We start from the raw sequence: 19,876 nt of genomic DNA, 5'->3' as shown, positions 1-19,876 counted from the left end.
CATTCGAACGGAGAACCCATCATGAGCACCCTTCTCGTCATCGACGCGACGAATCCCGGCGAACCGATCCTCGGCGCGCCGCTGCCGGAACGCATCATCGCCGGCAACCCCAGCAACAAGACCTGGGACCTCGAAAAGACCCCGGACGGCAAGGTCGAGAGCGGCGTCTGGGAGGTTGCGCCGGGTTCCTGGAACGTCGTCAAGGACTGCTGGGAATTCATGCAGATCGTCTCCGGCCATTCGGAGCTGACCGAAGACGGCGGCGAGACGGTGGTGCTGAAGCCGGGTGTCAGCTTCGTCATGCGCCCCGGATTCCGCGGTGTCTGGACCGTCATCGAGCCCACGCGCAAAATCTGGATCACCTATACGGCGTAGGGACGTTCACCGGTCAGCCGGCTCGGTCCTGACCCGCGACCATGCCTCGGCTGCCGAAGGCCGAGCGCTCGGGGCCCATCGGGTCGCCATCACGAACGGGCACGGCCGCCGGGACACCACCCGGCGGCCGTGTCGCATCATGTCCCCGGGCGCGCTCCCGGGCGTCGCAGGGCTTCAGCGTCCTGACCCGCGCCGTTTCTCCGGCAATATCTTACCGCGGTCGCGCTGCTTCGCGTTGAGACACATCGCACCCCTCCCGCCGAGGCGCTGCGCCTGGACAGATCGGTGGAACCCCTTCCAGCGGCGGGAAAATTTCTGTACATCGTCCTTCCGCACTCCGGCCCGGCGCAGCGATGCGCCGGGCCGGAGTGCCGGAAACCGGCCGCCAGGCGCGTCGAGGCGGTGACGTTCGACTTCGTGATTGCCGCCCATATCATGCTACCTGTTCGTAAGCCGGACGATGCCTGTCCCGACCGTCGCGCCGGATCGTGGTGCGCATCGGTGGCCTTCGGCCGCGCGCTCGCGGAACGGATGTCCACGGCGGAATCGGGTTCCGTGGCGCAGTCGCAAGCATGACCGTGCTCACCGCCCCGCCCCCCGCCTCGACTGCCGCCGATCTCGTCGCGACGATCGGCCTGCATGCCGAGCAGCGCGGACATGAACTGGCGCTCCGGTTCCTGCGCCGGGGCGAGCATGTCGACGAGGAGGCGAGCTATGCGGAGCTCGACAAGGCCGCGCGGACGATCGCCCGCAATCTCGCCGCCGCCGGCCTCGCCGGCCGACCCGTGCTGGTCGCGCTGCCGCAGGGGATCGACTTCGTTCGCTGTTTCCTCGGCTGTCTCCATGCCGGCGTGATCGCCATACCCACGCCGGCCCTCGGCGACCCGCGTGGTGCCGACCGCCTGCTGCGCATCGCCGCGCATGCGCAGCCGGCCGCCCTCGTCGCCCCGCTCGACCGGCACGACACGGCTCACTGGACCGCCCTGCGGGAGCGGGCGCCGTCCTGCCGTTTTCTCGCGATCGGCGACCTCCTCGCCGGAGAGGCGGGCGAGCGGACAGCGCCCCGCGCGTCCGGCGACGTCGCTTTCCTGCAATACACCTCCGGGTCGACGAGCCAGCCCAAGGCCGTGGTCATCACGCACGGCAACATCGCGGCCAATCTGGCGATGATCCGGACGGCCTTCGCTCAGGATGCCAGCAACAGCACGGTCAGCTGGCTGCCGCTGCATCACGATATGGGCCTGATCGGCTGCGTGCTGGAGCCGTTGGTCATCGGCGCCTCGGCCACCTTGATGTCGCCGCTCGCCTTCCTGCAGCGGCCGCTACGCTGGCTGCGGGCCATGGACCGGTTCGGCGCAACGACGGCGGGAGCGCCGAATTTCGCCTATGGCCTCTGCGCCCGTTCCATCGATGCTGCGGAGGCGAGCACGCTGGACCTTTCCCGGTGGAGCCTCGCCTTTTGCGGCGCCGAGCCGGTGCGGGCCGACACATTGGCGCGCTTCAGCGCCCATTTTGCCGGAAGCGGGTTCTCCGCCAAGGCCTTCTACCCCTGCTACGGCCTGGCGGAGGCGACGCTGTTCGTGACCGGCGGCGTGCCTGGGCAGGGTGTCGCCACCGCCGCCCTGCCGCGCCAAGGCGGAGGGATCGCCGATGTCGTCTCATGCGGCACGCCCCGCCTCGGCACCTCCATCGCTGTCCTCAGGTCTGACGGCGCGGCCCATGTGGCGTGCGGCGAGACCGGTGAGATCGCGGTCTCCGGCGATCAGGTCAGTCCCGGTTTCTGGAACTCCGACGGGCGGGTCGCCCCCGATCCCGAGCGGGAGGTGGTCATCGATGGCCGGCGCTATCTGCGCACGGGGGATCTCGGTGCCCTACGCGACGGCGCGCTCCATGTCCTTGGCCGGCTGAAGAACATGATCATCGTTCGCGGCGTCAACATCTATGCCGAGGATGTCGAGCAGACGGTGCTGACGCATCCCGCCGCGGCGGCGTTCGAGGCGGCGGTGGCGCTCAGCATCCTCGACCGCGCCGACGGGGAGGGTGAGGTGGAAGGCTTCGTCCTGGTGTGCGAATTGTCGCGGAAGGGCGAAACCGTCGCCGCTTCCGCGCTACAGGCGTTGACGCAGGCGGTGGCAGAAGTACACGGTATCATGCTACTGGCTGTTCTTGTCGTTCCCTATGGCGACATCGAAAGAACGGTCAGCGGCAAGCTGCAGCGACCGGCGACCCGGTCCAGCCTGCAGGAGGGGAGATTGACCGCTCTTCAGCACCATACGCCCGGTCGGGGCGGAATCGCCGTCCAGCATGCGAGAGACCGCTCCTGACATGGCCCTGTCGATAGAAACCCGGGACGTGCCGTTCGATTTCCCGCCGGCGCAGGGACTGAACGATAAATCCATGCAGCTGCTGTCCTATCGGCTGCGCGTGTTCGACCTCATTCTCCGGGAGCTCGGCGACCCGGCGGGGCGGCACTATGTGGACCTCGGCGCCGGGCCGCTGATCTTCGCCCAGCGCGCCCTCCGGCACGGCTTTGCCGTGACCGCGGTCGATGCGCGCCCGCCCTGGACCGGCGCCGTCTATGAGGGCATCGCTCATGTTCTCGCGGATGTGCGGGACTTCCCGCTCGACGGTTTCGACGTCATCGGCATCGTCGGCCTGCTCTACCATCTGCGTCTCGACGAGCAGGTCGATCTGCTGCGCCGCTGTGAGGGGCGCCCGACGATCATCGACACGGAAGTCTGGTGCCCGGAACTTGTCGACGCGCTGGGGCTCGGTTCGACTCGCGTCCAGCCGGCTGCCACGACGCTCGGCTATTCGGGAGCCACGCTGCAGGAGACCCGGGACCTCTGGTCTTCCTTCGGCAATCCCGATTCATTCTGGCTCGACGAGCCCGGTATCCTGCGCGTCTTCGAGGAATCCGGCTGGCGATCGGCGACCCTGATGGAACCGCCCTACTTCTCCCGCTTCGGCCGCCGGCGCTGGTACCTGCTGCGATGACACCTTCCGTTTCCCCCCGCGCCCTGCTCTTCGGCACCTTCGATGTCGCCAATTATGGCGACCTCCTGTTTCCGATCGTCGCCGCACACCGCCTGGCCCCGCTGGGCTGGGATGTCGTGCCCGTCTCGCCCTCCATGCAGCGCACCGTGTTCGGCGACGCGATGGCGGTGGAGCCGATGGGCAAGCTGCCCGGCGAGCTGAGAGGCGACGCGGTGCTGGTCGGGGGCGGCGAGCTCGTCCATGCCTGGCCGGCGAGCTTTCTCGACGAATACCGCATCGGCGATCTGCCCACCTGGGCCTATCCCTCGCTCTGGCTCGGAGCCTCGCTGGTCGGGGCGCTGCAGGACGTGCCGGTGATCTGGAATGCTCCCGGCGTTCCCGCTCCCTTCACCGAGCAGATCCGGCGCCTTGCCGTCGAGCCCGTGCTCGCCATGGCCGACTATGTCGCCGTCCGTGACGTGCCGAGCCGGAATTTCCTGGGCTCCACCCACCGCGCAGCGGTGAGCGTGGTGCCGGACAGCATCACCGAGCTGTCGCGCGTCTGGCCGCTGGAAGCCCTGGCGCCGGCCTTCGCCGCGCTGTGCGCGCGCAAGCAGATCGCCGCCGATGCCCAGTTGATGGCCGTTCATCTGCGCGCGGTGGGGCTGGAGGCGGAGGCTATCGCGCAGATCGCCGCGATGCTCGACGCGTTTGCATCGACGCGCGGGCTGACCCCCATATTGATCGCGATCGGTCCCAGTCTTGGCGACGACGACTCGGTACGCCGGCTGGGCGCCGCCATGACCGGCCCCCATGTCGTGCTGGACGATCCGCTCAGCCTGCGCGAGATCGCTGCTGCCATCGCGCATGCCCGGCTCTATACCGGCAACTCGATGCACGGCTATGTGACGGCGCTCAGCTATGGCCGGCCGGGCGTGATGATCGCACGGCCGGCCTTCCGCAAGCTCGCCGGGTTGGCCGAGCATGTGCAGCGGCCGAAGGATGTCGTGGCTGAATGGCCGGACGCGCTGTCGCGCGCCGCCGAGACCCTCGGACAGCCGGCGGGCATCCCGGCTTCGGTGCATGAGGCGCTCGACGGGCATTGGGCGCGCGTGGCGGCGGCCATCGCCGATCCCGCCGCCGGTCGTGGGCGCCGCGCCGACTTCCTGCGCCACTATCTGTCGGGCGGGCTGGGCAAGAGCGGAATGGGATGGCTCTTGCAGCCGCTGTCCGGGCGCGCGACGGGTCGCAACGCATGAGCGCGCCGTCGCCCGCCATTGCCGAGCGCTGCCAGCAGGCGCGGCAGGCCATGGCGGCCGGCAGCCTCGCCGCAGCGAAGGCGCAGGTCGAAAGCCTGCTGGCCGAGCATCCCGACGATCTGCGCAGCCATCTGGTGCGCAACGAACTGCTTCTGGCCTTGGGCGAACACGCGGAGGCGCTGGCCAACGGCCAGAAGCTGCTGGAGCGCTGGCCACGCAATCCCTGGCTGCTTGCCAACCTCGTCAGTGTCCACATGGCGGGGCACGACACGGCGGCCGCGATTTCGCTCTATCGCGAGCAGGTGGAGAGCAGCGAGCTTCCCGAGGCCGACAAGACGCGCATCGCGCGCCGCATCGCCGCCGCCAACCGGCGCAACCGGGAGGCCGGCGAGATCCTGGAGCGGCGCCTCGCGGTAGCGGCCGACGATCCGGCGCTCCTGCGGGAGGTCGCCAGTTCATGCCTTGCCATGGGGCGACTTGAGGAGGCGGCCGAATTTTTCGCGCGCTCGCACGAGCTGTCGCCGCTCCCCGGATGGGCGGCGGCGCTGCGGCTCGACGCGCACCTCCAGTGCCGACGGCTGGCGGGAGCGATGCCCGTCGCCGACGCGACCGGCATCGCCATTCTCGCGGATGCGCTGCGGCGCTTTCCCGGCGACCCCCTCTTCGTCCGAAGCTTCAACCGGATGGCGATCCCGCTCGGGCCGTGGCGGGAGATCTATCGGCTCATCCGCATGAACGAGACATCGGGGCGTTCGTCGAACGGCCTGATGGAGTTCGAACTGGCGAAGGCCTGCTTCCAGGCCGGCGATCCCGCCGCCGCGCGGCGCCTGCTCGACGGGCTCGAGGCGCAATCGCGCTGGGGCACGGCGTCTCGTCCGCTGGCCACCCTTCTGGGCGGGATACCGGACGGGTTCTGGCAACGCGCGCGCCTGCAGGACGACCCGGCTGCTGAGGTGCAGGTCGTCCGTACCCCTGGCGCCTCCATGACGCTCGTGGTCTTCGCGACCTTGACCGGCAATTTCATGATGCTGCCGCTCGCCGGCCTCGATGCCGTGCTGGCCGAGCTCCCGGCCAATGTCATCTATCTGCGGGACACCATGTTCGGCTCCGGGCTGTCCGGCCTGCGTTCTCTCGGTCCCGGCATTGGCGCGACGCTCGATCATCTGCGCCGGCTGATCGACGAACTGGGTGCCGCCGAGACGGTAACGGTGGGCGCGTCCGTCAGCGGCCTGTCGGCGATGCGGTACGGTGCCCGACTGGGTGCCAGCCGCGCCGTGACGTTCGGCGGCTTCACCACCGTCGATCCGGAGTTCGAGGGTACCCCGGTCGGTCTCCAGAGGACGATGCGCAGGGCGCAGCAGCAGCGCGTGAATGTGGCCGACCGCTTCGAGGACGCCGCCACTGAACTGGCGCGGGCGCCGGACATGCGCGTCGACATGCATGTCGGCGGGCAGTTCGAGACGGACCTCCAGCAGGCGGATCGCCTGAGCGAAATTTCCCAGCTCCACGTGCACCGCGAAACGGGTGTGGACCACCATTACGTGGCGTTGACAATGATTTCACGCGGTCGCTTCTGTGCTGCGGTCGCTGGACAGATGCGCGATCAGGAAAGGCTTCCATGACCCCCGCCGCCACGAAATCCGTGCCGTCACGCGCCGAAGCATCCTCGTGGATGAACAGCTACATCCAGTCCGCGCTGGACCTGCGGCCGGAGGATTTCTCCCCCGATGCCAGCTTCGATTCATACGGGCTGGATTCGGCGGAACTGGTGATCATGGCCGGCATCATGGAAGAGCAGCTCAATATCGAGATCGAGCCGGAAATCATGTTCGAGACGCCGTCCGTCACCGGGGTTCTCGACGGCCTTGTGGCCCGCGGTGTCCTGCGCGCCGCTTGAAGGGCCCATCGGCATGCAGCCCGAGATCAGCCTCGTACTCGTCAGCTACAACATGACGGCGCAACTGCGGCGGACCCTTATGTCGCTGGCGCCCGCCTATCAGCGCAACTGCCCCCCGGGGCGCTGCGAGGTCATCGTGGTGGATAATGGCTCCGCCGTGGCTCCCACCTTGGAGGAGATCGCCACGCCGGGGCTGGACATCACGCTCCATGCCTGGCGCGACGCGCCGCATTCGCCGGTGCCGGCGCTCAATTTCGGCATCGCGCAGGCCACGGCGCCGATCATCGCGGTGTGGATCGACGCCGCGCGCCTGGCGACGCCGGGACTGATCGAGGCCTATCTGCGCGCCTGTCGGCTTCATCCCAACCCGGTCGTCGCCAGCTACAATTATCATCTCGGCGCCAAGCCCCAGTATCACAGCGTCGCCGAGGGGTATGACGAGGCGACCGAGGCGGAGCTGCTCGCCTCGATCGACTGGCCGAATGACGGCTATCGGCTGTTCGATATCTCCGTGCTGGAGGTGGGACAGAGCTGGCCCGGCCCGATGCTGGAGAGCAACGCGCTCTGCCTGCCCCGCGCGTCGTGGAAGGCGCTCGGCGGCTATGAGGCGCGCTTCAGCAGCCCCGGCGGCGGCGCCGCCAACCCGGACATGTTCAGCCGGGCCTGCGCGCTGCCCGACGTTCAGCTGATCAAGATCGCCAATGAGGGGACTTTCCACCAGGTGCATGGCGGCATCGCCACCAATGCGACGGACCATGCGATCTTCCGAAAGCTCGCGCTCGAATACATGAAGATCCGCAAGAAGCCGCTGGCGCCGGTGCGCCAGCCCGGCTGGCTGTTCGACCCGCGCACCGACCTCGTCACGCGGCCATGAGCGCGGGTGTCCGCCTTCTGCCCGAGACGCTGGGCCTGCAGGACATTTCCGACAACGGCCCACCCGTGGCCATGGAGGGCGGCGCCGTCTGGCGGATTACCCGCCATGCCGACTGCCTGGCCGCGCTGCGGCATCCGGCGGTGCAGACCATCGACATCGCCGAGGAACTTCAGCAGCTGCAGAGTGCGCGCGCGGTGTCTCTGCCCAGCCTCGCCAACCTGCTGGGCGGCGTGCTCATCGCGCGCCGCGCTCCCTACCACCCCAAGGCGCGCGCCTATCTCATGGCGCTGCAGACCCGTTCCTTCTCCCCGGAGGCGCAGCGGAGGCTGGCGGAGCAGATCCTAAGCGAGGCGCCCCATGGCGAGCCGGTCGACCTCGTGCCGCTGCTCAACCAGCTGTCGCTTCAGCTTCTCGCGCTGAACATCGGCATCGACGCGCCGACCCTGCACCGGCTCGACCAGATGATGAACGCGGTCATGCTGAAATGGGCGAAGGGAACGCGGGTCATTTCCCTGCCCCACCTCGACAAGGAGGCCGCACGCGTGAACGGCGTGCTTCTCGATGCCATCGCGTCGGCGAAGCATTCCGGCGACGGCCCGTTGCACAACGCGCTGCGCCTGGGCACGACCGAGTACGGCATGGACGAGGAGGAGATCTGCGGCCTCATCATGTTCCTCATCCTCGCCAGCGTCGAGACCACGGCCGGCTTCATGTCGAACATGGCGCTGCTGCTGCAGCATTTTCCCGCGGTGGCCTGCGCGGCGCGCGCGGCGGAGCGGCCACGGGCGCGACTGATCGAGGAGGCGCTGCGTCTCGCCGGTCCGGTGCGGCGGCTGGGGCGGCGCATCGCCATGGACGATGTCGAGCTGGGCGGCGGGAAGATCGCCGCCGGCAGCATGCTGCTGCTCGATATCGAGGCGGCCAACCGCGATCCGCTCGTCTATCCCGATCCGTGGTGTTTCGATCCGGCGCGCAACGGGCCGCCATCGCTGGCCTTCAGCACCGGCGCGCACAGCTGCATCGGCGGCAAGACCGCGCGGCAACTCGCCGCGCAGGTCCTCGATGTGCTGATCACCTACGAGATCGTGCCGGCGACCCCTGAGGCGCCGGAGTGGATCGTCCATCCGGGCTTTCGCATTCCCCGCGCGCTTCCCAGCGTGTTGACGCCTCATGCGGGGTGAGCGCGGAGGGCCTTGAGCGGCCCACCTGCGTGGTGGACGCCTTGCCGGGTCCCCGGCGAGCGGATCCGTGCGGGCGCCGGCTCCTATTTCCTCAGCTGCTTGTCGATCAGCCGGAGGATCGCCGACACGCGCTGGTCCCAGGTCAGCCGCCGCGGCAGCGGCATCGGCTTGGGCGGCGGTGACGCCAGCACCTGCTCGATGGCGGCGATGAAGCCATCGGCGTCGGCGGCGAGCGCGATCCGGTCGGCGACGTCGCCGATATTGGCCACCGGCGTCGCCACCACCGGCAGCCCGACCGAGAGATAGACATAGAGCTTCAGCGGGTTCATCGAGCGGCTGAGGGCGTTGTCGAGATGCGGCATGATCGCGACATCGAACATCCGCATGTAGTCGAGCGCTTCCTCATAGGGGCGCACGCCGAGGAAATGCACATTGGGCAATCCGCGCAGCCTCAGGGCTTCCGGCTTGCCGTGCGCGGAGCCGATCAGCACGATCTGCCAGTCGGGCCGCCGTCGCGCCATATCCTCCAGAAGGTCGACATCGATGCGCGCGCGTAGATTGCCGACATAGCCGAGCACCGGTCCCTTGAGCCGTGCCAGGTCGCCGGTGCGTGCCCGGCGTCCGGGCGCGAGCCGCTCGCCGGCATTGGGCACGACATGGATGTCGCCCCGGAACGAGGAAAAGTCCTGCCGCTGGTTCTCGCAATTGGTGATCACGAGGTCGACGCGCTTCAGCGTCTCGGCGTAGATCGCTTCGTAGCTGTCCCGCATCGTCTCGGACGCCATCTGGCGCTGGTCGTCGATGAGATCGGCGATCGACAGCGGAAAGCCTACCTCATCGTGCAGCAGCGGGTAGTCGGCGACCACCGGCGCGACGAAGCCGAGCGCCCGTCCGGCCATCCCGGCCTCGCGCAGCATCAGGCGGACCCAGGCCGGATATTCCTCCGGCGGCGGCAGATCGACACCAAGGAACCGGTGGTTCGGCCGCTCGTGGCGATGGACGAAGACACGCCGCGCGATCTTGCCGTCGTCCCGCGTGCGCAGGAAGCGGCCGACGACATTGGCGACTACCAGATTGGTCTGATCCTCGACGCCGCGCTCGGGATCGCCGCGCGAGCCGATGAAGGGACCGCTGATCGGCGCGTCGAACTGCATGATGCGTCCGACGCGCGGATGATTGGCCAGATGGCGCAGCAGCATATCGTGCCGGCGCCCGTAGATGCCGGTGTCGTTCTGCTTCCAGAAATAGGCGATGTCGATCGGACTTTCCCGCAGCACCGCCGGTACGGCGATCTCGTCCTGCAGCCAGGCGGGAGTGGTCATCGGCAGTTTCACATCGAACCGGGAGACGAGGTCGGCCAGCAGCCGGCTCGCCTCCGACGGCCAGTGGCGGTGACGTGCCTCGGCTGTCGCGATGGCGGCGCCAAGGCGCTGCCGATTGGCCGCATAGCTGTGCTCGCCGAGATAATAGGCCCGCCGGGCCTCCGGGTCGCCGGGGCTGCGTCCTTCGGCAACCTCTGCGAGGAAGGCGACGAGGTCCGCGTCGGTCTCGACGCGGGTGACGACGTCGTCCGGCAGGTCGGCGAAGGGCGGGACCCGATTGACGGCGATGCTGACACCGGCTGCCAGCGCGTCCGACAGCTTGGCCGGGATCTGGTAATGTGACACCGGGGCGTTGGGGGCCTGTATCAGGCAGACCGCATCGGCCATGCCGACCAGTGCCGGCAGGTCGTGGAACGGCTGGGGCGGGAAGATGTCGATCCGTGCCGCCTTCGAGCGGCACAGGTCGGTGACGTCGCGCTCCTTTTCGGTCGCGCCGATGATGCACAGCGCCAGCCGGGTATCGCCTGTCGCCTCCAGCGCTTCGGCAAGCTTCACCACCCCCTTGTGGGCGCGAGGGGTGCCGAGGAACAGCACCACGCGATCATCCGGGCCGTAGCCATAGCGAGCGCGCAGCGCGTCGCGGGCCGCGTCGTCGCGGACGAACTGCGTCTCGTCGCGGGCGTGCCGGACGATGGTGCCGCCGAACCGCTGCTGCAGGGCGATGTTGGAGACGAGGGTGCCGTCAAACAGCGGCACCAGCGTTTCGGACACCCGCGTCCATGTCTCCGCGAAGGGCAGGTCGAGATCGGCGGCCTCCTGCGGAATCGCCGACAGGGGAATCGGCGCGCCATTGCCGACGAAGGCCAGCTCATGATCGTCGATGTCGATGAGCGTCGGGCAGCCCCAGCGATGCTTCAGCAGCAGGCCGAGCAGAATACCGGGCAGGCGCGGCTTGCAGACCACGACGAGGTCCGGTCGCGCGCGCGCCGCCTCCTTGCGCGCCTTGGACAGGAAGTCGGCCGTGGAACTGCTCGGAAAGGCGCGGATCTTCATCTGCGCGGTGCGCAGGGGCTCCCAGACTTCGGTACCGAAACGTGGGAACAGCGCGCCGACGATCTCGACGTCGTAGTCCCTTGCGAGCAGGTCGGCGACCACATAGGCGCGTCCCGCGCAATTGTGGCCGAGGTCCCAGCAGACCACGATGGCCTTCCGGCGCTGGGTGTCCGGGGTCTCGTCGACGCGGAGCTTCCGCGCGGCTCCCGGAAGTGCCTCCAGCGAGAGCCCGGCCAGATGCCCCCGTCGCGCCTCCGGCCGGAACTTGATCACCAGCCGGTATGAGCGGGAAGGATCGAGCTGGCGCAGGCTGCCTTCCGCTGTCAGCGTTTCGCCCTTGAGGTCCGCAGCGAGGGCCAGCGTGGCAAAGTCGCGCGTTTCCAGGCTGGCAGTCGCTTCCTGGATGCCGATCCATTCGATGCTTCGCCCGCCATTGGTGCCGGGCGCAAAGCGCAGACGAAGCCGCAGGCGATAGTCGTCCTCACGTCCGAGCAGCGGGGCGATATGAAGGGGGCAGATGAGGCGGACGCGGCTCGCTCCGCCGCGCCATGACAGCGACACTCCGGTTTCGGGATCGGCATCGAGCCGGGTTGACGCTCCCGCCTCCGGGGCCCAGCACTCGACTATCCAGCCATTGTCGAGAATACGGCTTCGGCCACGGAAACCAACCGAGAAGGATGTCGAAGGAAGCGGATCGATCAGGGACAGACAGATTTCTGGCTGTACGGTCATGCGTAGGCACCTTTGACTCTTTTTCTGTCATGTGTTCCGTAACGGCGCCGCCCAACGCCGATACCGCGCTGAATCTAAAACAAAATTGCCGTCGGGTGGAGACCATTTGTCGTGCCGGAGCAGGGAATTGTAGGCCTTGGCGAGGGGCAGGCCCCTTCAGGCCGAGGGCGCGTAGAGCGAGCATGGAATCGGCCAGGACAGACGCGAGGCGTCGCAACATGCGTTCCGTTCCGGCACCATGCTCCGTCGCGAAGACGTGGCCACAGCTTCTGCTCGCTTCCGTGCAACGTTGCGATCCGTTGTTTTCAGTGCAGACGGCGAGTCGGCGCGTCCTGCTCGGCGGGCGACGCACGACCCCGGCACGTTGTCGCCAGGTACCGGAATATCAGCCTGCACCGAGCGCGCCGAAAGGTCGAGGGTGTAGGTAATATCATACACATATTACCGCATCGGGGTCGACCGATGATAATCCCGGGCCGACGCTCCTCTCCCTCCAGCCCACCGGCCCGCCATGCTTGAGAAAGCCCAGGATCCGCAATACGCCGCCATCGCAACCCCGGCGCGGCATGCAATCGATCTGCTCCGCCAGGTCATGGAGGATCAGCCTCGGCCGGTCATCGCCGAGGTGGGGGTCGGTGTCGGCGCGACATCGGTCGAACTCTGCCGCCAACTCGGCGGCGACGGCGAGATCCACTTCTTCGACTTCGAGGAGCGCATCGCCGAATTACTGGTCGATCTGCGTGGTCTTGGCTTCGAGAATCTTCACGGCCATCCTAACACCCGCCGCTTCATGGACAGCTATGCCTGGACCCTCGGCAAGCTTGTGCTGGAGCGCCGCGCCGCCGGCGAGGCGGCGATGTTCGACTTCATCTTCTTCGACGGCGCGCATGCCTACCACCACGACGCGTCGTCGACGGTGCTGCTGAAGGAATTGCTGCGCCCCGGCGGCGTGCTGCTCATGGACGACTATGACTGGAGCTTTGCCGTCTCACCTACCATGAGCAAGCTGTCCAACCCGCCGCTGGAGAAGCTGTTCACCGAGGAGCAGATCGCGACCTGCCATGTGAAGTTCATCTGCGACCTGTTCCTCGACAACGACCCGGCCTTCCAGCGCCTCGACATCGGCTACAAGGCGAATCACGAGCACCGCCGCGCCTATCGCAAGGCGGTCTAGGCGGCGCGCCGCACGAGCCGCGGGGTATCTACCAGGCGGCGACCTGCGCGGCCGGCCAGCGCATCAGCCGGGCCGGCGCGCCGGCCGGCGCCTGCGGATCGTCGCCGTGCCCTTGGTGGCAGGCCTGCACATAGAGCAGCACGCTGCCGTCGCGACGATAGGTCTCGGCATCGAGGATCGGCTCATAATGCCCGAGATCCTCATCCATCAGCACACGCGGCTCCGCCGGCCGCCGGTCGTAGGGCGGCGCCTGCACGCTCAGCATCAGCCGGTTGCCATATTCGGCGCTGCGGAAAAAGCAGAGCACCGACCCGTCGGCGCGCACCAGCATGTCGGGCCGGCTATGCGGCAGCGGCAGCGTGCCGCGTCCGGCGAGCGTAAAGGGCTGGCGAAAGGTGGAGACCGGCGCGGCGTGCCAGCCCGCTCCCGCGTGCCAGAGCAACTGATATTGCGGAATGCCGGTGGCGTCGTTCCAGTAGCTCAGCGCCATCGGCCACCCGTCCGGCGCGAGGCCGGCGCTGGCCTGATTGATCAGGTTGCGTCCCGGAGGCACCGCCCATGCCCGCGCGCCATGGTACGGCGTTGCCGGCAGGCTGAGCGCGACGCCGTCCTCGGTTGTCAGCCGGGCGAGATCGGCATCGGCGATGAACAGATCGATGCCGACATTGGCGACGTCTCCGGCGGAGGTCAGCTCGGCCGCGAGACGCCAGACGGTGAACAGTGCCGTTCGCCCGTCCGGCAGCCGCACCGGGCGGTTGAGATAGGGGCCGGCACTCGGCCTGCCGGTGGCGCCGGAGATCAGCGCCGTCTCATCAGGAACGAACGCTTGCTGCGCCGGCATCCAGCGACTGACCCGGATCTCGCCGCGCGCGCTGCCGCCGTCGCGATAGAGCAGCATCAGCCCCGCCGGATCGTCGCGCCGCATCAGCATCGGGTAGGTCAGGCGCTGGGCGGTCTGTTCCGCGAGCGCGCGCGGCGGCTGCACGATGCGCGACAGATCGGCGGCAAGGCGCATGTGCCAGGCGGTGGAGGCATGGGCGCCGAACACGACGTGGATCTCGTCGTCCGGGCCGCGCCCAAGGCTGATGCAGGCATGGGCGTCGTGCGGCGCTATCGGCGAGGGCGTCACATGGCGAACCACGGGCCGGAGGGCGTCGTCGACACGGCAGGTCACGACGTCGCCGGCGGCGTCGTAAAAGGCGGTGACCCAGCCGTCCTCCGCGGGCAGCACCGCCTGATGCCGGAACGGCACGCAGTTCACGCTGCTGCTGGCCCATGCCTCGCCGAGGTCGCCGATCTGGGGGCTGCCGGTCATGCTCTGGGCTCGAATCCTCTTATCCGCGTCTTGTCGATCTTCGCGGGCCAGGTCGGGGACAGGCTCGCCTTCACGCGGCGGGCGACTGGGGAGCGGCCGTCGGCGAGCCGGGACGCAGGCGCCGCACGAACCGTCCGAAGCGGCTGCTCCAGCTGGTCTGCTCGGCCTGGGTCAGCCGGACGAGGATGCGCGCATAGTCGAGCACCAGTCCGGGAGTCCAGGTCATGGAGTAAGCGTGGCTGCGGATCAGCGCGGCGGTCCACAGGTCGGGATTGGCGAGCAGCCGCAGCAGCCTCACCCAAGGATATCTGCTGGCGAGCGAGCCTTCCAGCGCGGCGTCGAGCGCTTCGGCGACGACGACGGAGCAGTTGCGGTTGGTCAGGTTATAGGTGTCGTCCTGCCGGTAACCGGCCCAGAACGCCCGGAGACGGCGCGGATCGAAATTATGGAACTCGACATTCTGGTCGGCCGGGCACCATTCCTTCGATTCATAATCGTAGGAGGGCTGGAAGCGCCCCCTGAGGTCGTTCTCCGCCGTGGCGCGCAGCGAGGCGGCGAAATCGCTGCTCGAGCGGTCGATCTCCTGTGCCGGGTAGTGGCTGATATAGAGGTTCGGCTGCATTTCCAGCGCGGCGTGGCCGGTGGAGATCACCCCGTTGCCGTCCACCGCGGCGATGTAGCGGTCGACGAGCAGCCGCCGCTCGGGCTGGTAGGCCGAGCCGACGGGCGTCCACACATGCACGATCATCGGGTGCTCGACCGCTTCCCGACCCGGACCGCCGATCAGCACCGGTGCGTTCTGGTACCAGCCGCGTCCGGCGAAGATCGGCAGGTTCATCGCCGAGGCCTCATCCTCCAGCGAGCGCAGCATCAGGCCGAACCGCACCAGCAGCCAGCCCCACAAGCCGAGCAGCAGCGCGATGCAGAACGGGATGTTCTGGTTGTGCGACAGCGGCCATTCGGTGACGATCAGCAGCGCGAGCAGCAGTTCGACCACCCCGCAGGCCGCCAGTACCTGCCAGCCGGGAAAGCGCAGCACGGTGGCGGTGGCGATGCGCCCGACGCCGTCGACGGCGAAGGCGAAGCCGAACAGCCAGGCGATGGTGATCCGGGTCTCCAGCGGAAAATCGAGGATCAGGCTGCCGAGCACGATCAGCGCGGTCGCCTTCAGGAAGGACAGGTAGCGCGAGCCCTCGCGCGGCAGGGCCACGAACACATAGAGCGCCAGCAGGCCGTTGAGGATGAAGACGGCACCCATGGCTTCCTTGGTCACCAGCGTGACGCCGTCGGACGCATCGAGGGCGAGCAGGCTGGCCAGCACCAGTAGCACGGCTCCCAGGACCGGCAGCACATACCAGCGCGCGCGAAAGGCGTCGGCGCCGACGAAAAGGAAGGCGATCTTGAGCACGAGCCCAACCTGTCAATGAATTCAAGGGGTTCCGTCCGCCAACTTACCGCACGGCCTCGGCGATGGAAAGCCGCGGCTCTCCGGTTCCCTGCGGCGGGCCACGGCATGGGACGTCACGCGCCGTAAGTTTGGAACCGGTGCTGGCGGCAAGGCGGCGAGCGTGACAAGGTCGGCGCATCGCCCCTCCTGCAAGCCGGTAGCCCGAACGTGCGCCTCCATCTCGTCAATCCGAACACCACCCAGTCGATGACCGACAAGATCGCCGCCGCCGCCCGGCTGGTCGCCTCGGAGGCGACGACCATCCTGCCGGCGACCTCGCGGATGGGGCCGGCCTCCATCGAGGGCTATTACGACGACGCCCTTGCCTTGCCCGGCCTGATCGATGCGGTGGCGCGGGCGGAGGCCGAGGCGGTCGACGGCCATATCGTCGCCTGCTTCGACGATACCGGCGTCGACGCCGCCCGTGCGCTGGCGAGGGCGCCGGTGATCGGCATCGGCGAGGCTGGCTTCCACATGGCGAGCCTGATCGCCCATCGCTTCGCCGTGGTGACGACGCTGTCGCGCTCGGTCCCGGTGATCGAGGCCAATCTCGACCGCTACGGGCTGTCGCGGCGCTGCGCGCGGGTGCGCGCCTCCGATGTCGCGGTGCTGGAGCTGGAGGACCCCGCCTCCGATGCCCGCGCCCGCATCTCGGCGGAAATCGGCCGGGCGGTGCGCGAGGACCATGCCGAGGCGGTGGTGCTGGGCTGTGCCGGCATGGCCGATCTCGCCCGCGCGCTCGGCGAGGAGCACGGCGTGCCGGTGATCGACGGCGTCGCCTGCGCGGTGGCGCTGATGGAAGGGCTGGTGCGCGTCGGCCTCACCACCTCCAAGGCCGGCGCCTATGCCCCGCCGCGGGCCAAGCCCTATACCGGGCTGCTCGGCGATTTCGCGCCACGCGGGTGAGGGGCCGGCTCTTCCGCCATCGGCCTACTCCACAATCGAGCTGGCGTCGGCCATCGGCCCGCTCCAGCGCAATTCGCCCTGATCGATATGGTAGGCGCGGTCGCACAGTTCGGCGCAGAGCGCGACGTTCTGCTCCGACAGCAGAATGGACAGCCCGTCCGCCTTCAGCGTGCGGAAGGCCGTCGTCATCTCCTCGACGATGATCGGCGCCACGCCCTCGGAGGGCTCGTCGAGCAGCAAAAGCTCGGGATTGCCGACCAAAGCGCGCGCCACCGCCAGCATCTGCTGCTCGCCGCCGGACATGGCGTCGCCGCGCCGTCGCCGCAGCTCGGCGAGATTGGGGAACAGCGCGAACAGCCGCTCCGTCGGCCAGCGGTCGGAGCCGTCGCGGCCGGGGCGGCGGGCGAGGTCGAGATTTTCCTCGGCCGTCAGCTCGGTGAAGATGCGGCGATCCTCGGGGACGTAGCCGACGCCAAGGCGGGCGATGTGGTGGGTCGGCAGGGCCGAGATGTCGGCGCCATCCAACGCGAGGCGGCCGGCGCGGCGGCGCACCAGCCCCATCACCGCCTTGAGCGTCGTGCTCTTGCCCGCACCGTTGCGGCCGATCAGCGCTACCGCCTCACCGCGCCCGACGGCGAGCGAGAGGCCGAACAGCGCCTGGGCCGGGCCGTACCAGGCCTCCAGCCCCTGGATCTCCAGCAGCTGCGCCGTCATGCCCCCGCCTCCGTGCCGGCATGGCCGAGATAGATCGCCCGCACCCGTGGATCGGCACGCACCGCCTCGACGCTGCCATCGGCGATCACCCGGCCGCGGGCCAGCACCACGACGCGGCTGGCATGGCCGAACACCACATCCATGGAATGCTCGGTGAACAGCACGGCCAGCCCATGCGCGGCGGCAAGCCTACGCACCAGGCCGATCAAGGCGAGGCGCTCATGCGCGCCCATGCCGGCGGTCGGCTCGTCCATCAGCAGCAGGCGCGGCGAACCGGCGAGCGCGATGGCGAGCTCCAGCCGCTTGACGTCACCATAGGCGAGCCCGGCCGCCGGCCGGCCCGCCAGGGCGGCGATCCCGGTCTGGTCGAGGAGGTCGAGCGCCTGCGCACGCGCCATGCCGGCCTGCGGGCGCCACAGGCCGAAGCTCTTCCCGCGCGCCGCGGCGAGGGCGGTCTCGACATTGGCGAGCACAGTGAGCGAGCCGAAGACGGCGGCGATCTGGAAGGTACGCCCGACGCCGAGCCGGGCAATGGCGCGCGGCGGCATGCCGGTGATGTCGCGCCCGGCCAGCCGCACCGTGCCGGCATCGGGACGGATCTGGCCGTTCACCACGTTGAAGCAGGTCGACTTGCCGGCGCCGTTGGGGCCGATCAGCGCCAGCAGCTCGCCGGCCCGCACCTCGAAGCTCACCCCACCCAGCGCCTGCACGCCGCCATAGGCCTTGGCGATGTTGTCGACACTGAGCACGGGCACTCCGCTCACGGGCACTTCGCTCATCGGCGCAGCCTCCCGCCGGCGATGCCGCCGGGAAACAGCAGCACCAGCGCGAGGATCAGCACGCCGAGCAAAGCGCGCCAGTAATCGGTCTCGCGCATCACCGTGTCCTGCAGCAGGGTGAAGGCGCCGGCGCCCAGTACCGGTCCGGCCGGGCTGCCGAGCCCGCCCAGCAGCACCATCACCAGCGCGTCGATGGAGCGCCCGACCGTCAGCGTCTCCGGCGAGATCGAGCCCTTGGCGAAGGCGTAGAGCCCGCCCGCCGCGCCGGCGACGAGGCCGGAGACGAGGAAGCCGAGCCAGCGGATGCGGGCGACGTCGATGCCGGAGGCTTCCGCCCGCAGGCGCGCGTCGCGCCCGGCGCGCAGCGCATGGCCGAAGGGAGCGAAGATCAGCCGGCGAATGAGACAGAGCACGACCACGGCGACGGCGAGCGCGGCGAGATAGAGCCCGGTCCGGCTGTCGAACGGCCAGTCCGGCCAGATGCCGATCAGCCCGTTGGAGCCGCCTGTGACCTCCTCCCACTGGAACGCCACGGACCAGACGATCTGTGCGAAGGCCAGCGTCAGCATGGCGAGATAGACGCCTTCCAGCCGCACGCAGAACCAGCCGAAGACCAGCGCGCCGGCCCCGGCGGCGAGGATGCCGATGCCGAAGGCCGGCAGCGTCGGCAGGCCGAGCCCGGTCGCCGCCAGCGCGGTGCCGTAGGCGCCGAGACCGAAATAGGCGGCGTGGCCGAAGGAGGCCATGCCGCCCGGTCCCATCAACAGGTGCAGCGAGGCAGCGAAGATGACGGCGATCAGCATGTCGAGCGCGAGCACCGGGGCATAGGCCCAGGCGGTGGCGACGAGTGGCACGGCGAGGGCGGCGACCAAAGCGGCGCCGGCGAGGGCGAGGCCGGTGCCGCCCATCGGGCGCAACGGCGCCTCGCTCGCCAGTCCCCGCGCCGGGGCGCCATGCGGGCGGCCGAACAGTCCCTGCGGGCGCAGCACCAGCACCAGCGCCATCACCAGGAACTCGGCGACCAGCGTCAGCTTGGTCATGTTGAACGCCCAGCCGGCGATCTCGACGGTGCCGAGCGCGATGCACAGCGCCTTGACCAGTGCCACCAGCACGGCGGCGACATAGGCGCCGGGGATCGAGCCCATGCCGCCGATCACCACCACCACGAAGGCGTCGCCGAGCACGGCGAGGTCGAGATTGAGGTTGGCCGGCTCGCGCGCGGTCTGCAGCGCGCCGCCGAGCCCGGCGAGGAAGGCGCCGAGCGCGAAGACGGCGGTGAACAGCAGCGCCTGATTGATGCCGAGCGCCGCCACCATCTCGCGGTCCTGCGTCGCCGCGCGCACGGTTCGGCCGAAGCGGGTGCGCTTCATCAAGAGGTGCAGCGCCAGCAGCACCGCCGGGCCGGCAAGGGCGAGGAAGACGTCATAGTCCGGCAGCCGCCGGCCGAGCAGTTCGATCGAGCCCTTCAGCCCCGGCGCGCGCGGGCCGAGCAGGTCTTCCGGCCCCCAGATCCACAGCGCGGCGTCATTGAGGATAAGGGCAAGGGCGAAGGTGGCGACCAGCTGGTAGAGCTCCGGCACGTGGTAGATGCGCCGGAGCAGCAGCACCTCCACCGCGGCGCCGAGCAGGCCGACGGCGAGGGCGGCGAGGAGGAGCCCGCCCCAATAGCCGAAGGGCCCGGGCAGCCGGTCGGCCAGCGTCACCGCGAGATACAGGCCCAGCATGTAGAAGGCGCCATGCGCCATGTTCACGATGCGGGTGACGCCGAAGATGATCGACAGGCCGGCGGCGACGAAGAACAGGCCGGAGGCCGAGGCCAGCCCGTTGATCATCTGGAACGCCAGCGAATCGAGGGTCAACGGAGCGTGCCTT

17 protein-coding genes are annotated in these 19,876 nt (G+C 69.0%); 11 read left to right on the top strand and 6 right to left on the bottom strand.

All coding sequences use genetic code 11. The features are described from left to right. The first annotated feature begins 21 nt into the window (after positions 1-21). The 9 genes from KHC28_RS14900 to KHC28_RS14860 all read left to right on the top strand — a co-directional run bounded on the left by KHC28_RS14900 (position 22) and on the right by KHC28_RS14860 (position 8,562). Positions 22-375, top strand: coding sequence for a cupin domain-containing protein (locus KHC28_RS14900; RefSeq protein WP_214009153.1), 354 nt, complete (start codon positions 22-24; stop codon positions 373-375). A 285-nt stretch (positions 376-660) separates the two neighbouring features. Then, a complete protein-coding gene (locus KHC28_RS14895) occupies positions 661-951 on the top strand; it encodes a hypothetical protein (RefSeq protein WP_214009152.1) in 291 nt (96 codons plus the stop codon). Then, on the top strand, positions 948-2,699 hold the full coding sequence (locus KHC28_RS14890) for a fatty acyl-AMP ligase (RefSeq protein ID WP_214009151.1): 1,752 nt from the start codon (positions 948-950) through the stop codon (positions 2,697-2,699). Before KHC28_RS14895 ends, KHC28_RS14890 begins: the two co-directional genes overlap by 4 nt. Before the next feature lie 28 nt (positions 2,700-2,727). Then, positions 2,728-3,372: a class I SAM-dependent methyltransferase gene (locus KHC28_RS14885; RefSeq protein WP_214009150.1), complete on the top strand. Its 645-nt coding sequence runs from the start codon at positions 2,728-2,730 to the stop codon at positions 3,370-3,372. Then, on the top strand, positions 3,369-4,610 hold the full coding sequence (locus tag KHC28_RS14880) for a polysaccharide pyruvyl transferase family protein (RefSeq protein WP_214009149.1): 1,242 nt from the start codon (positions 3,369-3,371) through the stop codon (positions 4,608-4,610). Before KHC28_RS14885 ends, KHC28_RS14880 begins: the two co-directional genes overlap by 4 nt. Next, positions 4,607-6,232, top strand: a complete 1,626-nt coding sequence (locus KHC28_RS14875; protein WP_214009148.1) for a tetratricopeptide repeat protein — start codon at positions 4,607-4,609, stop codon at positions 6,230-6,232. The genes KHC28_RS14880 and KHC28_RS14875 overlap by 4 nt, the downstream gene beginning before the upstream one ends. Next, positions 6,229-6,507 (top strand): acyl carrier protein, encoded by a 279-nt coding sequence (locus KHC28_RS14870; RefSeq protein WP_214009147.1) that lies wholly within the window; start codon positions 6,229-6,231, stop codon positions 6,505-6,507. Before KHC28_RS14875 ends, KHC28_RS14870 begins: the two co-directional genes overlap by 4 nt. Positions 6,508-6,520: 13 nt before the next feature. Continuing rightward, the gene (locus KHC28_RS14865) at positions 6,521-7,381 is read left to right on the top strand and encodes a glycosyltransferase family 2 protein (RefSeq protein WP_214009146.1); all 861 of its coding nucleotides are present in this window, start codon (positions 6,521-6,523) and stop codon (positions 7,379-7,381) included. After that, entirely contained in the window at positions 7,378-8,562 is a 1,185-nt protein-coding gene (locus KHC28_RS14860; RefSeq protein ID WP_214009145.1) for a cytochrome P450, read from the top strand. The genes KHC28_RS14865 and KHC28_RS14860 overlap by 4 nt, the downstream gene beginning before the upstream one ends. A gap of 83 nt (positions 8,563-8,645) precedes the next feature. On the opposite strand, the gene KHC28_RS14855 is transcribed toward KHC28_RS14860, so the two are convergent. Further along, positions 8,646-11,498, bottom strand: a complete 2,853-nt coding sequence (locus KHC28_RS14855) for a glycosyltransferase (protein WP_214009144.1) — start codon at positions 11,496-11,498, stop codon at positions 8,646-8,648. Between the two features lie 682 nt (positions 11,499-12,180). Here KHC28_RS14855 and KHC28_RS14850 point away from each other — a divergent pair. Continuing rightward, positions 12,181-12,843, top strand: a complete 663-nt coding sequence (locus tag KHC28_RS14850; RefSeq protein WP_214009143.1) for a class I SAM-dependent methyltransferase — start codon at positions 12,181-12,183, stop codon at positions 12,841-12,843. A gap of 28 nt (positions 12,844-12,871) precedes the next feature. Here KHC28_RS14850 and KHC28_RS14845 read toward each other — a convergent pair whose 3' ends face one another. Together KHC28_RS14845 and KHC28_RS14840 are read right to left on the bottom strand one after the other, a co-directional pair. Then, positions 12,872-14,158, bottom strand: coding sequence for a BNR-4 repeat-containing protein (locus KHC28_RS14845; RefSeq protein ID WP_214009142.1), 1,287 nt, complete (start codon positions 14,156-14,158; stop codon positions 12,872-12,874). Positions 14,159-14,228: 70 nt separating this feature from the next. Further along, positions 14,229-15,566 carry an HdeD family acid-resistance protein gene (locus KHC28_RS14840; RefSeq protein ID WP_214009141.1) on the bottom strand — a complete coding sequence of 446 codons (1,338 nt, stop codon included), beginning with the start codon at positions 15,564-15,566 and terminating at the stop codon, positions 14,229-14,231. A 207-nt stretch (positions 15,567-15,773) separates the two neighbouring features. Here KHC28_RS14840 and KHC28_RS14835 point away from each other — a divergent pair, with 207 nt between their 5' ends. Further along, entirely contained in the window at positions 15,774-16,511 is a 738-nt protein-coding gene (locus KHC28_RS14835) for an aspartate/glutamate racemase family protein (RefSeq protein WP_214009140.1), read from the top strand. A 24-nt stretch (positions 16,512-16,535) separates the two neighbouring features. Here the strand turns inward: KHC28_RS14835 and KHC28_RS14830 are convergent, their stop codons facing one another. Genes KHC28_RS14830 through KHC28_RS14820 form a run of 3 tightly spaced genes read right to left on the bottom strand, consistent with a single transcriptional unit; the run spans position 16,536 to position 19,863 of the window. Beyond that, a complete protein-coding gene (locus tag KHC28_RS14830; protein WP_214009139.1) occupies positions 16,536-17,225 on the bottom strand; it encodes an ABC transporter ATP-binding protein in 690 nt (229 codons plus the stop codon). After that, on the bottom strand, positions 17,222-18,004 hold the full coding sequence (locus KHC28_RS14825) for an ABC transporter ATP-binding protein (RefSeq protein ID WP_214009138.1): 783 nt from the start codon (positions 18,002-18,004) through the stop codon (positions 17,222-17,224). Before KHC28_RS14825 ends, KHC28_RS14830 begins: the two co-directional genes overlap by 4 nt. Beyond that, positions 18,001-19,863 carry an ABC transporter permease gene (locus KHC28_RS14820; protein ID WP_214009137.1) on the bottom strand — a complete coding sequence of 621 codons (1,863 nt, stop codon included), beginning with the start codon at positions 19,861-19,863 and terminating at the stop codon, positions 18,001-18,003. Before KHC28_RS14820 ends, KHC28_RS14825 begins: the two co-directional genes overlap by 4 nt. Between the last annotated feature and the right edge of the window lie 13 nt (positions 19,864-19,876).

The organism is Ancylobacter sonchi (assembly GCF_018390695.1).
Lineage (GTDB): Bacteria > Pseudomonadota > Alphaproteobacteria > Rhizobiales > Xanthobacteraceae > Ancylobacter > Ancylobacter sonchi.
Note: the sequence above shows the minus strand (reverse complement) of the source record. Positions and strands in the feature narration are given on the sequence as shown.

Excerpts from the sequence above, each read along its gene's own strand:
- KHC28_RS14900 (WP_214009153.1), top strand. The coding sequence starts at position 22 with ATGAGCACCCTTCTCGTCATCGACGCGACGAATCCCGGCGAACCGATC.
- KHC28_RS14890 (WP_214009151.1), top strand. The coding sequence starts at position 948 with ATGACCGTGCTCACCGCCCCGCCCCCCGCCTCGACTGCCGCCGATCTC.
- KHC28_RS14880 (WP_214009149.1), top strand. The coding sequence starts at position 3,369 with ATGACACCTTCCGTTTCCCCCCGCGCCCTGCTCTTCGGCACCTTCGAT.
- KHC28_RS14875 (WP_214009148.1), top strand. The coding sequence starts at position 4,607 with ATGAGCGCGCCGTCGCCCGCCATTGCCGAGCGCTGCCAGCAGGCGCGG.
- KHC28_RS14870 (WP_214009147.1), top strand. The coding sequence starts at position 6,229 with ATGACCCCCGCCGCCACGAAATCCGTGCCGTCACGCGCCGAAGCATCC.
- KHC28_RS14865 (WP_214009146.1), top strand. The coding sequence starts at position 6,521 with ATGCAGCCCGAGATCAGCCTCGTACTCGTCAGCTACAACATGACGGCG.
- KHC28_RS14860 (WP_214009145.1), top strand. The coding sequence starts at position 7,378 with ATGAGCGCGGGTGTCCGCCTTCTGCCCGAGACGCTGGGCCTGCAGGAC.
- KHC28_RS14850 (WP_214009143.1), top strand. The coding sequence starts at position 12,181 with ATGCTTGAGAAAGCCCAGGATCCGCAATACGCCGCCATCGCAACCCCG.
- KHC28_RS14845 (WP_214009142.1), bottom strand. The coding sequence starts at position 14,158 with ATGACCGGCAGCCCCCAGATCGGCGACCTCGGCGAGGCATGGGCCAGC.
- KHC28_RS14830 (WP_214009139.1), bottom strand. The coding sequence starts at position 17,225 with ATGACGGCGCAGCTGCTGGAGATCCAGGGGCTGGAGGCCTGGTACGGC.
- KHC28_RS14825 (WP_214009138.1), bottom strand. The coding sequence starts at position 18,004 with ATGAGCGAAGTGCCCGTGAGCGGAGTGCCCGTGCTCAGTGTCGACAAC.